The sequence below is a fragment of the Peribacillus sp. NPDC096448 genome, from assembly GCF_044762675.1.
Lineage (GTDB): Bacteria > Bacillota > Bacilli > Bacillales > DSM-1321 > Peribacillus > Peribacillus frigoritolerans_B.
In genome coordinates this window covers 79,735-93,699 of sequence record NZ_JBIWEU010000001.1, presented here as the reverse complement: position 1 = coordinate 93,699, position 13,965 = coordinate 79,735, and the positions used below count along the sequence as shown (strand labels likewise).

Below are 13,965 nucleotides of genomic sequence, written 5' to 3'. Positions count from 1 at the left end.
TCCCACTCCCCCTTTGGTTACAGTCCATACTGACAGAAGCCATCAAATTTTAAGAGTCTTCTTTCGCCTTTTTCTTTTTCTCAATGGCGTCCCAAGAAAATAACGCTATCCAGAAAAACAGGACCGGGACGATGGCATATTGTCGATAACCATCCAATAACAATAAGATGATGATGACAAGGAATGTCGGTCCGAATAGATAAGTAAATTTCTTTTTCATGCTGCCCCTCCTTTTCATGGCTGTACATATTTTCACATGATGGTTTCATTTTATCATGCCATAATTAAAAAGAGGGACACAACTATATGTGCCCCTCTTTTTGCTGTTAACGGCTCACTTCCGCCTTAATCGCTGAAACGAAATCTTCAAAAGCGATCGTTTCGGATTTTTGTTCACCGTATTTACGTACATTCACGCTGCCTTCTTTGGCTTCATTGTCTCCAACGACCAGCATGTACGGGATTTTTTGCATTTGCGCTTCACGGATTTTGTAACCGATTTTCTCGTCACGTGTATCCAGGTCGACACGAATGCCTTGCGCTTTAAGTTTTTCCTGTACTTCTTTCGCATAATCCAAGTGCACTTCAGGTGAGACCGGGATCACTTGTGCTTGAATAGGTGCAAGCCAAGTCGGGAATGCCCCCTTGTATTCTTCGATCAAGTAAGCGACAAAACGTTCCATTGTGGAAACGACGCCGCGGTGGATAACAACCGGACGGTGCTGCTTGCCGTCCTCACCTACGTAATTAAGATCGAAACGTTCAGGAAGCAAGAAATCAAGCTGAACAGTGGAAAGCGTTTCATCTTTCCCTAAGGCAGTACGCACCTGAACATCAAGCTTAGGACCGTAGAATGCCGCTTCACCTTCCGCTTCAAAGTAATCCAGACCAAGTTCATCCATGGCGCCTTTTAACATGCTTTGCGCTTTTTCCCACATGTCATCATCATCGAAGTATTTTTCTGTATCCTGAGGATCGCGATAAGACAGACGGAATGAATAATCCTTGATATCGAAATCTTTATATACTTCCAGAACAAGGTTCACAACGCGCTTGAACTCTTCTTTGATTTGGTCCGGACGGACGAAAATATGCGCATCATTCAATGTCATCCCGCGCACACGCTGAAGGCCTGAAAGGGCACCTGACATTTCATAGCGGTGCATCAAGCCTAGCTCGGCAATCCGGATTGGCAGTTCGCGGTAGCTGTGGATGCTGTTTTTATAGACCATCATGTGATGCGGACAGTTCATCGGACGCAGGACAAGCTGTTCGTTTTCCATCTCCATGACCGGGAACATGCCGTCCTGGTAATGATCCCAATGTCCAGATGTTTTATAAAGGTCCACGCTTCCCATTACAGGTGTGTAGACATGGTCATAACCCAAACGTTCTTCCTTGTCTACAATGTATCTTTCGATTGTACGGCGAATTGTCGCGCCTTTTGGCAACCACATCGGCAGCCCTTGTCCTACTTTCTGTGAGCTCATGAACAAGTCCAATTCTTTGCCGATTTTACGATGGTCACGTTCCTTGGCTTCTTCAAGGAGACGCAGGTGTTCGGCTAAATCTTCTTTTTTATAGAAAGCCGTACCGTAAATGCGTTGAAGCATTTTATTTTTGCTATCGCCTCTCCAGTATGCTCCAGCGATGCTCAATAGCTTGAATTCTTTGATTTTCCCCGTTGATGGAACATGAATTCCACGACAAAGGTCAAAGAATTCCCCTTGCTCATAAAGCGTTACCTGCTGATCGGCAGGAATCGCATCGATCAACTCCAATTTATACTCGTCGCCGATTTCTTTAAAACGGGAAATCGCTTCATCACGACTCACTTCGATGCGGGAAATTTCCAGGTTTTCGTTGACAATTTTCTTCATTTCTTTTTCAATCAATGGAAGGTCTTCGGGAGTCAATGATTCCTCCAGATCCATATCATAGTAAAAGCCGCCCTCGATGACTGGCCCTACGCCGAATTTAGCGTTTTTGTACAAACGTTTGATCGCTTGTGCCATCAAGTGCGCTGTACTGTGACGCAATACTTCAAGAGCATCCGCTGCGTCCTGTGTGACGATTTCGATTGTACCATCTTGTTCAATCGGACGTTTCAAATCATATAATTCACCATTGAATTTTCCGGCAATGGATTTTTTCCTTAAACCAGGACTGATGGATGCAGCGATGTCTTCAGTTGTTGTGCCTTTAGCAAACTCCTTAACCGCTCCGTCAGGAAAAGATATTTTCAGTAATTCTGACATTCAGTTTCACTCCTTCTTATTTGTTCGAACAAATTACAGGTTTTTGATTCCATTACAACACAAAAAAGCCCGCCCCTGTATAAAACAGGGACGAGCTTAGTAATAAATATCATTAACCCGCGGTTCCACCCTCGTTCCATCTTGCTTCTCACGGCAAAATGGCACTTGTAACTTGGTAACGGCAGCTTCCCGTCAGCTCATATTCGCAGAATGCCTGCTTTCCGAGCCGAAGTTTAAAGGTGGTAAGTGTTCCATGCGAATAGGAAGCTTACAGCCTGTTGGCTCCCCTCTCTGATAATCGGCGACTAGAATACCCTTGTCCTCATCATAACTTTTAGTTTTTTAATAGTATGTAGGAAATTATAATTTGTTATACGGTGAAAATCAAGGTTAATTTTCTTTTTTCCACGAAAGATCATTCAAATGCATAGTAAATGACGAAAGTGGCAAGATAGTCGCCCGTTCTTCGAAAATCCTTGAAATGGTCTGGATCAGCCCCTCTTCCTTGTCATCGGTATAGATGCACAAGTTTTCAGGAGCAATCGATAAAAGCGGGGCAAGTATCACCGTATCGAGAAAAAGTGAACTTTTGGCAAGAAGCCTCCTGTCGATCATACTATTGATTTTTGGACGGTCGAGTTTGCTGAATTTCTGATCATAGAAGTGAAAACCATCCTGGTTGACCAGGTGGAGCTTCCTTAATTTCGACTCCTGCCCATGAAGGCAATCACGGAGCGTAGCAATGAAATTTTGATAATCCTGTTCCAGCTTATATTCATCAATCGCCTTGACGACATACTTCTCCAAAGTGTGCTGAAACGATTTCAACCGGAAGGTCGTAAAAGAATCGAATGAAAAAGATACCTTCCCAGCCAAGATGCTTTGAAGTCCTTCCTCTATCAATCGTTTCTCCGTACTGAATGCTTCATCTTGATTCCTGGCTCTTTCCGCCTCGATGATCGATGATGCAATTTCAATGATGGCTTCAATTTCTTCCCGTTCCCTATAAAAAAATTTACTGACTATTATTTGCTCCAGAACAGGTAGCGTCTTTTCTTCCAATAAAAAAGAATGAAATGCATCTCGAAGCAGAATTAGCCATTCATCACCTGAAGACTCCGTCATATCCACATGCATGCCTTGTTGCGGAAGAAATCGAATATATGCTTGAAATTCTGCCCCCAATGGATGGACAGAAACGAAATTCAGTAATTTCAATGCCTCTGAATCGTTTTGAAACGAAATTTGCACTACGACATCCCCCCTTCCCCCTTGCTTCTTTTTTCATGTATATGGGGATGGGGACGTGTTTAGAAGTAGGATGGGCCTTGTAAGAAGAAAAAAGTGACCTCCATTAAGAGACCACTTTTCTTCATCTTCTCCGATTCACGCCATCAAGCTTGACCGGCTCAGCTAAATATTGAATTCTTTCCAGTACCCTGGCCGCCTTCACTTCTTCCTTCTCACCACGCTGTGAAAAGGTCAGGTGGTTCTCCAGGCCATTCAAGTCAAAATTCGAAGTGAAAAACGTCGGCAGATTTTCCAGCATCCTAAATTGCAAAATCGGACCAAAAACCTCATCGCGTCCCCAGCTCGTCATGGACTCCGCTCCAATATCATCCAGCATGAGGACAGGTGCCGTTTTCACCATCTCTATTTTTTCATTGACCGTATTATCACCTATCGATCCCTTAAGTTCCCTCAAGTAGTCAGGTACATAAACAATAAGGGAGGAAATTTGCCTTTCTGCAAGTTCATTGGCAATCGCACCTAATAAGTACGTTTTCCCAACACCGAATTTGCCATAAATATATAAACCTTTTTGCCTTTTACCTGGCTCATATTCCATAATGAACGACATCGCTTTACTTAAAACACCCAAGCGTTTGTTTTCATTATCCGTTTGGGTAAAGTCCTCAATGGTCGCCTTTAAAATATCCTTCGGTACATATAGGCTGCGGATCAATTTTTCCCGTTTTCGCTTTTCATCCTCTGCCAATTTCCGCGGGCATATTTCATAATGCAGGTTCAAAGCCTTCCCTTGAACCACCAATTTAGGATAATACCCTTGCATCATATTGATGCAGCCATTCAGGCTTGGACATTTATCACATTTATTGCTCTGTGAAGTGAACTCATAAAGCTTCCCCAAATTTTTATCGATCATTTCCTTCGTGACCGTCGAACTGTTGGCATTCAAAAATAACCGCACTTGTTCGTCTTCAAAAATCTCCTGTTTCAGCTTTTCATAACGCTGTTGGAATTGGTTTGTATTGGCCAATTTATTAAGGGATCTATTAATCTTTTCCATCGTTCATTTCACCTCCTGCTTTCCACTGCTTCCATATTTCCTGAAGCTCGCGTTTCTGGGCATTCAATTCAGGCTGATCTGCATCCTGCTCCTGCTGTGCTTCTTCTTTTTTCTCAAGCCACTCCGGAACCACTTCTTCCCGTATCGCCTTTTTCCGGCTGCCCTTCGCAGCATTCCTGCTTCCTTGAGCCCAGTCCTGATATTTCCTATGTTCATTTTTAGCCAGTTCCATCGCCTCGACGACCGTGGACACCTTCAGCCGTGCCCAATGGCCCGCCAGCTTTTCCACATAACCCTTCGTGAACTTCATATCCGTTTTTAGCATGACATATTCAATCAAGACATTGACTACACCCGGATTCAGCTTTTGATTGATCATCACGCCCTCAACCACTTTCAAATCACCGCTTGACGGTTCTGCACCGCCAGACAATTGCATCAGCCGCTCCCTTGGAGAAATCGTCTCCAAATGACGGATTAACTCTTGTTCCTTTGTTTTCGGTTCTTCTTTTTGTGTCCGTTCACGAATTGGCTGCACCCGATTGACAAGGGAAGGCATATCGGCCTGCCGTTCGATCTGGTACCAGTGCCTTGCCGCCTTTCTAAGCATTTCCTCATCAATCTCATCATCCAATGAAACGGCATCCATGACTAGTTTTTGCATTTCCAGCGGATCAATGCCATATAAGAAAGCAAGTTTGGCAATCGTACTTTTTATTTTCGGAGTAAACGCCTTTTTCGGCACGATAGAGGATTTCATCCCGGCAAATAAAAGGTCAAAATCAAATAAGTCATCAAACCCCGATGGCTCGACGCCTTCCGACCGATCGATGAATTGCTGTTCAGACAGCGGTTTCCATTCGTTTTTCGCTTCATCCGTTACATATAAAGAGTCCAAATGATCTGATGAGAATACTTCCGCAAAAGATTTAGTCACACCTTCATATTGATCTGTTAAGATATGGTCATCACAAAAGAATCTCTTTAACCGGTTGAATTGCACTTTACCGATTTTTTTGTATAAGTAAATATTCAGCATTCCATCCGTGAAAAACTGCTGGGGTGAAAGCGGCGGGTTTAACTCATAGATGAATTCCTTCGTATCATTTTTCGATTTCCTATATACATTCAACAGACCGATTCCTTCAAGTAAAAGCCGTGCTTCGTAAATATCACCTAACTTAAGGCCGATCGTATTCATTAATTGATAATGCGAGGAGGTTTCCGACCATAGCCTGTTTTCCTCCAACTCACTCCATAACGTCATATATAGGCTAATGCAGATAGGTCCAATAAGAGGTTGATATAGTCGGGTAAGTATTTTCCGATCATAATCATGAAGCAGCCCCGCAGATGAGACCAAATATGAATCCGCTGGGAGCAATTCTTGCCAATGCATTGACATCTCCATTCAAACCTTTCAAAAGATGTAGTGAAAAAAGAGCCAAAGTGAATCTTCAGCTCTACTTTCTTTCTTTATTTATTAAATCTTTCAATTCATCGATAAAGACATTGATATCTTTAAATTGTCGATAGACGGATGCGAACCTTACGTAGGCAACCTCATCGACTTCCGCCAGCTTGTCCATTACCATTTCGCCGACACTGTCGCTTTTCACTTCCGATATGCCCTGGTTGCGTAGTTCTTTTTCTACATAACTGGTAATTTGCTCTAGTTCTTTCAAGGGAACCGGACGTTTTTCGCAAGCCCTGATTAAGCCACGCAGGATTTTATCACGACTGAACTCTTCACGTGTCCCGCCCTTTTTCACTACAATAAGCGGTGTTTCCTCCACCTTTTCAAATGTCGTGAATCGAAAACCACATGCCTCACATTCACGGCGTCGTCGAATCGATTTACTTTCATCGACTGGCCTGGAATCGAGCACTCTTGTTCCGTTATATTGACATGATGGGCATTTCATCATTATCAGCTCCGTATTTTATGTAGGACTCCCCTATCTAATGTTCCCCAAGGAATTACTTCTCTATCTTAATCTTATATTAAAAGGAACGGCCAGTACAAGTAAAAAGTGTAACTTCCGGCAGCAGGCACTTTTTGTCCTGCCGTTTAGGCACCGTTGTCAAGGGCATGCGCTACAAGGCAATCCTCTCCAATAAAGTGAAGCAGACTGCCGATTCATTGCATTAAAAAAGAGATGCACCCATGGCATCTCTGTGTATACATTTTTTTATAGGGCACTTATATTGGCTTTTTTCATTTGTACAGGACCTAATCCACGTGGTAATTCTATGTTTTCACGTGTTTGCGCATTCAAAGCTTCTGCAATATAATCTGCCGCAATATTCGGATCCAAGTTACCGCATGTATAGACATCAATGCTCGCATAGCCGTGTTCTGGAAAACTGTGAATCGTTAAGTGTGATTCAGAAATGATGACAACCCCGCTGACTCCTTGTGGAGCAAATTTGTGAAAGGCAACTTCTCGTACCTCTGCACCTGATTTCAAAGCAGCATCAACAAAAATCTTTTCAATTAAATCGATATTGTTCAGTTTTTCAAAGTCACAACCCCAAAGTTCAGAAATGACATGTCTACCCATTGTTTCCATAGTGTAAGCTGTTTCCATATTAAGCTTCCCCCTTACCATGATTTAAAAATAAGTTCTGATAACTACCACGGGGGAAAGTTAGTCCAAAGAGGTCCTAACCCTTTAAGTAGCCATCATGCAAACCGCTTTTGAAGAAGTTCACGATTCATAGTATATATGGTTTGAATTTTTTTTGCAACTCCAAATTGAATTTTTGGAAAGATAAACTTTATATGTAATTGGGATATAACGAAGGTTCCAATGTGGAGCAAATTCTGTCTTCGGTTTATTCAGCGCCATAAAGCAGCCAGGAACTGATTGATCACTGCATTAAAAATAGCCCGCTAAAAAAATTTTAGTGGGCTTAAAATGCGGACCATCTCGTAATTGAGTTTGTCTACAATTTTTTAGGATTTTAAAATTTGGACGTTGATTGGAACGAAGGGCACTCGCTCCAATCAACTTTGTTTTAACATTAAGATAGAAACTCCTTTTGCCTTCAGTCTATTTAAGTAAAAAAACCCTAGGCGATTAAAGACAGTTCAACTGACCCTGAGAGTGGCTACTATGTGAACGGACAAAGCAAGTACGCCCGTTCGTTTCATGCGGTATCAGACCGCAATGGATTTGTGTTGGGGACGATAGTAACACCTGGAAATACACATGGTGGCCATATCTTATAGCCTCTGGTTGAACAAGTGATTGGGAAAATTGCAGTTGCCGCAGATGCAAAAGAAAAGTATGGTATGAGTTAGGTCACTATTCTCTATAACTACTTCAAATCCAAAATGGCCTGCTAAAAAATTTTAGCAGGCACGGTTTTTTGATTTTATTTTACTGATAATTCGACTTCGGAAGTTTTTTTCAACTCGGAACCAACCAATTTTACAAGGTCCACTACACGGTTGGAGTAACCCCACTCATTATCATACCATGCAAGGACTTTCACTTTCCTGTCCCCGATCATCATCGTCGTCAACCCATCGATGATTGCAGAGTGTGGATTCGTTTTGAAATCACTGGAAACTAAAGGTTCCATCGTGAATTCCATGATTCCTTTGAGTTCATTTTCTGAAGCATCGATGAAGGCTTGGTTCACTTCATCAATCGTGACATCACGGTTTAAATCCACAACAAGGTCGACTAAAGATACGTTAGGTGTCGGTACGCGTATCGCCATTCCATGAAGCTTGCCTTTTAATTGCGGCAACACTAGTGAGATGGCTTTTGCAGCTCCTGTAGTCGTAGGAATCATGCTTTCCGCAGCGGCACGGGCACGTCTCAAGTCTTTGTGCGGGTTATCGATATTATTTTGATCATTAGTATAAGAATGTATCGTTGTCATTAAACCGTTGTTTATGCCGAATTTTTCATCAAGCACTTTTGCAACCGGTCCAAGGCAGTTCGTTGTACAAGATGCATTGGATATGACGAAATGCTTGTCAATTTCCAGCACTTCCTGATTTACTCCCATTACAATGGTAACGTCTTCATTTTTACCCGGGGCTGATAATATAACTCTTTTAGCTCCTGCGTCTAAATGAAGAGCCGCTTTAGAACGATCATTGAATTTGCCAGTGGCTTCAATTACAATATCTATGTTCATCTCTTTCCAAGGCAATAGCTTTGGATCGCGGTTATTTATTAGTTTAACTCGGCGGCCATTCACTACTAGTGAATCATCTTCAGCTATAATGATACCGTCGAATTTACCATGTATCGTATCATATTTTAGTAAGTGTGCTAAAGTTTCAGCTGGATAGCTTGCATTAATGGCAACAATGTCCAAACTCTCATCTAATATGGCTTTTCGGAAAACCATTCTTCCAATTCTCCCAAATCCGTTAATCGCTATTCTTGAATTCATTGTTCGGACCCTCCAGAAATATTAGTGTTATACTTATTACCTTTCACATGTAATTAGTATAACATAATTCTGAGGAATTGTGCTAATAAAAATGCGGATTGTTCTTATTTTTTCAACATAAAAAGAAGAAACCGGGTGGTTTCTTCTTTTTATCATGATTATATGACATACCATTCGCTAAGTATGGACTTCACTTGCCGCTTCGTTTCATTAATGTCACCATTATTATCGATGACGGCATCCGCTAAAGCCTTTTTATCGGCCAAGGGCATTTGCGAATTGATCCTGGCAAGTGCCTCCGTCTCCGAAAGACCATTCCTGTTCATTAATCGCTGCAATTGAACTTGTTCATCTACATAGATCAAAATCGTCTTATCCACCATGAATGTCAGCTTGCTTTCGAATAGGAGCGGAATATCCATGAACACCGTTTCTTCCCCTGATGATAATGCCGCTTCCGTTTTCAGCCGCATCCAATTCCTGACGGCAGGATGCACGATGCCATTCAATAGCAATCTCTTTTCTTGATCATTAAATATGATCGACCCGAGCTTTACGCGATCTATATTCCCATCCGTCAATAAGATATCTTCACCAAATGCCTTCACAACTTGATGATAGGCTTCTTCACCTGGCTCAACGACAGCACGGGAAGCCAGATCTGCATCGACAATCGTGAATCCGAGTTCCTGTAAATAAAGGCTGACGGTGCTTTTCCCACTGGCAATGCCTCCGGTGATTCCGATGATTTGTCCCATAAGCTCCCCCTTTTAAACTTATCCTAACTTGAATAAACCGATGATAATCAATAGTGCACCTGGAAGAAAGGTCAAATGCTGGACAACTTTATTATTTGAAAGCAATTTCCCGCTTTGAATTCCGCTCCAAATGAAAATCGAACTCATAACAGCGATGCACCCTGCGAGGATAATCGGTGAAATCCCGATCATAGCCGCTCCAACTCCGGCCCCGAACGCATCCAGCGAAAGTGCAAACCCCAGAACAAGCGCTTCAACACCTGTAATCGTACCTGATTTATCAAAATCAGCATTCAATGGTTTTTGTAAAATATTAATGACTACCCCAAGTGATTTAATTTCAAAATTAAAGATGATTTTTTCATGATATCTATCATCTTTCAAATCTTTTTCAGGCTTAAAATACTGGTATACCATCCAGGCACCAAGAAAAATGAGGATGATGCCGCCTGTTTTTTCAGCCGCCCCGATGGATATGAGCTGACTGATGAATTGTCCGATGATCATCGCCATGCCTAAACTCAATGCAGAACAAAATGAGATGACCGCTATTGACTTTAAGGGGATTTTCATCTTCCGCATACCGAATGTCAAACCTACGCCAAATCCGTCAATACTAACTGCAAAAGCGAGAAAAATAATTTGTAGCCACATCGGAATATTACTCCTTCCCTACTCGTTGCTACCCTAGTATATGGAAGGAGCCCATCCGATGTGTTTGAAAAAACATTACCTATTTTAGCGGCTGGCATGACGGGCAAATATGTGTGCCGCGTCCTGCAACAACCAGTTTTTCAAGTGGCGTGCCGCATTGTTTGCAGTTCTCGCCTTTTCGTCCATAAACATTCAGTTCCAACTGAAACATGCCGATTTGCCCTTGGGAATTAATGTATGAACGAATCGTACTTCCGCCTTTTTCCACAGCTTCACTTAATGTCGCAATGATTTCAGCATGCAATGTTTTGATTTCCTGCAACGAGAGTGAAGATGCCATTCTCTCCGGATGGATACCGGAACGGAATAACGACTCATCCACATATATATTCCCAATCCCGACGACAACCGTTTGATCAAGGAGAACGGGCTTGATTTTCCTGTTGGTTCTTGCCAACTTCTTACTTAGCCCCTCGACAGTAAAATCTTCAGACAACGGTTCAGGCCCTAAATGCAACAGAGGCAACCGTTCAAATTCTTCTCCTTTGGCAAATAGGTGCATCGTTCCGAATTTCCGGACATCCCTGTACCGAAGTTCACTGCCATCCGTGAAAGTGAAGATCACATGGGTATGCTTATCATACGGCTCTTCTTTTGGATGGACGCCGTATTTCCCCTCCATTCTTAAATGCGAAACCATCGAATAATCATCCAAGGTGAAAATGAGGAACTTGCCCCGACGGCCTATTGCAGAAATCGTCTGCCCCCTTAAAGCATCCTGAAACTGTTCGACAGGCTCAGGTGCTTTAATGATCTTTGGCCAGAAGACGGACACTTCCTTGATCTCTTTTCCGAGTACGAGCTGCTCTAATGTTCTTCTGACTGTTTCCACTTCTGGAAGTTCTGGCATTGCAATCACCTATCTTTTATTATTTGGCATCAAACCATGTTGGCCCGAAAGCATAATCCACCTTAAGTGGCACGTTCAATTCAATGGCATTTTCCATTTCCTCCGGAACGATCACTTTAAGGATTTCGAGTTCCTCAGGAGGAGTTTCAAAAATCAATTCATCATGCACCTGTAGAAGCATTCTCGTTTTGAGCCCTTCCCTTTTCAGGCGTTTATTCATGTTTATCATGGCAAGCTTGATGATATCAGCGGCACTGCCTTGAATCGGCGTGTTCATCGCTGTCCGTTCGGCAAAACTCCTGATGTTGAAATTCCTGCTTGTTATCTCAGGTATATATCGCCTTCTTTGCATCAAAGTCGTGCTATATCCTTTTTGACGTGCCTCATGTATGCTTTCTTCCATATATTCCTGAACACCTGGAAAGCTTCTTAAATACTTCTCGATGAACTCTCCAGCTTCTTTTCTCGTGATTCCAAGACTTTGCGATAGTCCGTAATCACTTATACCATAAACGATTCCGAAGTTGACCGCTTTGGCATGGCGCCTCATGTTCGAAGTGACTTGATCTGCAGATACATGGAATACATCCATGGCTGTCTTTGTATGGATGTCCATCCCGGCCTGGAATGCTTCCACCAATCCGCTGTCATTGGCAATATGCGCCAGGACGCGTAACTCGATCTGGGAATAGTCGGCAGCAAAAATGATCCAATCCTTTTCGGAAGGAATGAAGGCCTGCCTGATTTTCCTTCCTTCTTCCAGTCTGATCGGGATATTCTGGAGATTGGGATCTGTAGAACTTAACCGGCCGGTCTGGGTCAACGCTTGGTTGAAACGGGTGTGCACCTTGTCCGTTTTGCCATTGACCACTTTAAGCAACCCTTCAATATAAGTGGATTGCAACTTACCAAGCTGGCGATACAGCAGGATCTCCTTAACGATATCATGCTTGCTCTCCAGTTTCTCCAGCACATCGGCTGAAGTCGAATAACCTGTTTTGGTTTTCTTCATGACCGGAAGCTCCAACTTTTCAAACAGGATGGCCCCTAGCTGTTTAGGTGAATTGATATTGAACGCCTCTCCAGCCAATTCAAAAATTCGTGCTTCGATATTTCTTAAGCGAATGGCTAATTCCTGTCCCATGTTTTTCAGTCGGCCTATATCCACCTTGATTCCCTGCCATTCCATATTTGCCAAGATGATCGACAGTGGCAGCTCCAGTTCCGTAAATAGGTGGAACTGCTCGAACTCTTGCAGCTTATCAATCATCGGTTCTTTCAGAGAAAAGATCGCCTTCGATTTTCTGGCGATATGCTCCCTCAATTCCGCTTCCTCGGGTATTTTGCGTTTTGCACCTTTTCCATAAAAAACATCATCTGTTTCAAGCCGGATAGTACCTTGAGTTTTCGTGATTTCTGCGACTTCGTCCACTGACTCTGCCGGATCCAGGATATAGGATGCCAAAAACACATCAAAATCGATGCCTTTTATTTCGACTCCTCGATGACGCAGCGCCACGACCGTACGCTTCGCATCGAAAACCGTTTTCTTTTTTGTTTCATCCTCAGCCCAGGATTTAAATGCATCGGAACCCAGAGCATCATCTCCATTGAAGTAAAAATGACCTTGTTCATTACTGATGGCGATCCCTATTATATCGGCACGATGATAATTATCTTCTAAAATTTCAACATACAAGGCACTTTCATCTGCAAACATTTCCTCTGTCATTTCAGCAGTGTGCACCTCTATCTTCTCCTGTTCAAGCGGTGCGCTTTCCGTTACATCCAATTTATCGAGCAAAGTCGAAAAGCCAAGCTCCTTATAGAATGAAATGACTCGATCCTGATCCATTCCAGTGTACTCGGTCTCGTTAACTGAAACTTCAAGCGGCGCTTCCCTCGTTATCGTAGCCAGCTCTTTGCTTAATAATGCCAGGTCTTTATGTTCTTCAATTTTCTCTTTCAATTTTTGTCCGCTTACCTCATCAATCGACTGCAGCAGGTTTTCAACCGTTTCAAATTGATGCAATAATTTAAGTGCAGTCTTTTCACCAACACCCGGAATACCGGGGATATTGTCGGAGGCATCTCCCATCAGCCCTTTTAAATCAATGATTTGCAAAGGGGATAGACCGTATTTTTCATGTATATGCTTTGGAGTGTATTCCTCAATTTCAGTTATCCCCTTTTTCGTGATGGAAACCGTCGTACTAGGGGAGGATAATTGCGTTAAATCCTTATCACCGGAAATGACCTTCACTTCAAAACCATCTTTTTCCGCTTGTAAAGACAGCGTACCGATAATATCATCGGCTTCGTAGTTCTCCAGTTCATACCTTTTTATTCGAAAACAATCAAGCAGCTCCCGAATGAAGGGGAATTGCTCGGATAATTCTGGCGGCGTTTTTTGGCGCCCACCCTTATATTCTTTAAATGATGCATGTCTGAAAGTCGTTTTACCCGCATCGAATGCCACAAGTATGTGTGTTGGCTTTTCTTCTTCAAGAATGCGGTTGAGCATCATTGTGAATCCGTACACGGAATTCGTATGGACCCCCTTATCATTATTCAAGAGCGGAAGCGCAAAAAACGCACGGTATGCAATGCTGTTTCCATCTATGAGTACTAACTTTTTATCCAAATCCGTCTTCC

General features: G+C 42.7%; 12 protein-coding genes and 1 pseudogene. 1 reads left to right on the top strand and 12 read right to left on the bottom strand.

Going from position 1 to position 13,965, the window contains the following annotated elements:
- Nucleotides 1-49: 49 nt before the first annotated feature.
- The 7 genes from ACIQ0C_RS00425 to speD form a co-directional block, all read right to left on the bottom strand.
- Entirely contained in the window at nt 50-220 is a 171-nt protein-coding gene (locus ACIQ0C_RS00425; RefSeq protein ID WP_153246102.1) for a hypothetical protein, read from the bottom strand.
- A 106-nt stretch (nt 221-326) separates the two neighbouring features.
- Nucleotides 327-2,258, bottom strand: coding sequence for a threonine--tRNA ligase (thrS, locus tag ACIQ0C_RS00420; RefSeq protein WP_402835284.1), 1,932 nt, complete (start codon nt 2,256-2,258; stop codon nt 327-329).
- Nucleotides 2,259-2,648: 390 nt separating this feature from the next.
- Nucleotides 2,649-3,509 carry a sporulation protein YtxC gene (gene ytxC / locus ACIQ0C_RS00415; protein WP_402835285.1) on the bottom strand — a complete coding sequence of 287 codons (861 nt, stop codon included), beginning with the start codon at nt 3,507-3,509 and terminating at the stop codon, nt 2,649-2,651.
- A 121-nt stretch (nt 3,510-3,630) separates the two neighbouring features.
- Nucleotides 3,631-4,569, bottom strand: coding sequence for a primosomal protein DnaI (gene dnaI, locus ACIQ0C_RS00410; RefSeq protein WP_305158807.1), 939 nt, complete (start codon nt 4,567-4,569; stop codon nt 3,631-3,633).
- Nucleotides 4,556-5,968, bottom strand: a complete 1,413-nt coding sequence (locus ACIQ0C_RS00405; protein ID WP_403055882.1) for a replication initiation and membrane attachment family protein — start codon at nt 5,966-5,968, stop codon at nt 4,556-4,558. Before ACIQ0C_RS00405 ends, dnaI begins: the two co-directional genes overlap by 14 nt.
- A gap of 64 nt (nt 5,969-6,032) precedes the next feature.
- Nucleotides 6,033-6,494, bottom strand: coding sequence for a transcriptional regulator NrdR (gene nrdR / locus ACIQ0C_RS00400; RefSeq protein ID WP_034309080.1), 462 nt, complete (start codon nt 6,492-6,494; stop codon nt 6,033-6,035).
- 267 nt (nt 6,495-6,761) lie between these two features.
- Entirely contained in the window at nt 6,762-7,142 is a 381-nt protein-coding gene (gene speD, locus ACIQ0C_RS00395; protein WP_034311443.1) for an adenosylmethionine decarboxylase, read from the bottom strand.
- 509 nt (nt 7,143-7,651) lie between these two features.
- On the opposite strand from speD, the pseudogene ACIQ0C_RS00390 reads away from it, so the two are divergent.
- A pseudogene (locus tag ACIQ0C_RS00390) lies at nt 7,652-7,801 on the top strand (IS5/IS1182 family transposase); the annotation flags it as partial.
- Between the two features lie 149 nt (nt 7,802-7,950).
- Here ACIQ0C_RS00390 and ACIQ0C_RS00385 read toward each other — a convergent pair.
- The 5 genes from ACIQ0C_RS00385 to polA form a co-directional block, all read right to left on the bottom strand.
- A complete protein-coding gene (locus tag ACIQ0C_RS00385) occupies nt 7,951-8,988 on the bottom strand; it encodes a glyceraldehyde-3-phosphate dehydrogenase (RefSeq protein ID WP_141993894.1) in 1,038 nt (345 codons plus the stop codon).
- Between the two features lie 158 nt (nt 8,989-9,146).
- A complete protein-coding gene (gene coaE, locus ACIQ0C_RS00380) occupies nt 9,147-9,746 on the bottom strand; it encodes a dephospho-CoA kinase (protein WP_402835288.1) in 600 nt (199 codons plus the stop codon).
- Between the two features lie 18 nt (nt 9,747-9,764).
- Nucleotides 9,765-10,400, bottom strand: coding sequence for a sporulation membrane protein YtaF (gene ytaF, locus ACIQ0C_RS00375; RefSeq protein ID WP_403055878.1), 636 nt, complete (start codon nt 10,398-10,400; stop codon nt 9,765-9,767).
- Between the two features lie 79 nt (nt 10,401-10,479).
- Complete coding sequence (gene mutM / locus ACIQ0C_RS00370; protein WP_403055875.1) at nt 10,480-11,310, bottom strand: DNA-formamidopyrimidine glycosylase; 831 nt, start codon at nt 11,308-11,310, stop codon at nt 10,480-10,482.
- 19 nt (nt 11,311-11,329) lie between these two features.
- Nucleotides 11,330-13,954, bottom strand: coding sequence for a DNA polymerase I (gene polA / locus ACIQ0C_RS00365; protein WP_403055872.1), 2,625 nt, complete (start codon nt 13,952-13,954; stop codon nt 11,330-11,332).
- Nucleotides 13,955-13,965 lie beyond the last annotated feature (11 nt).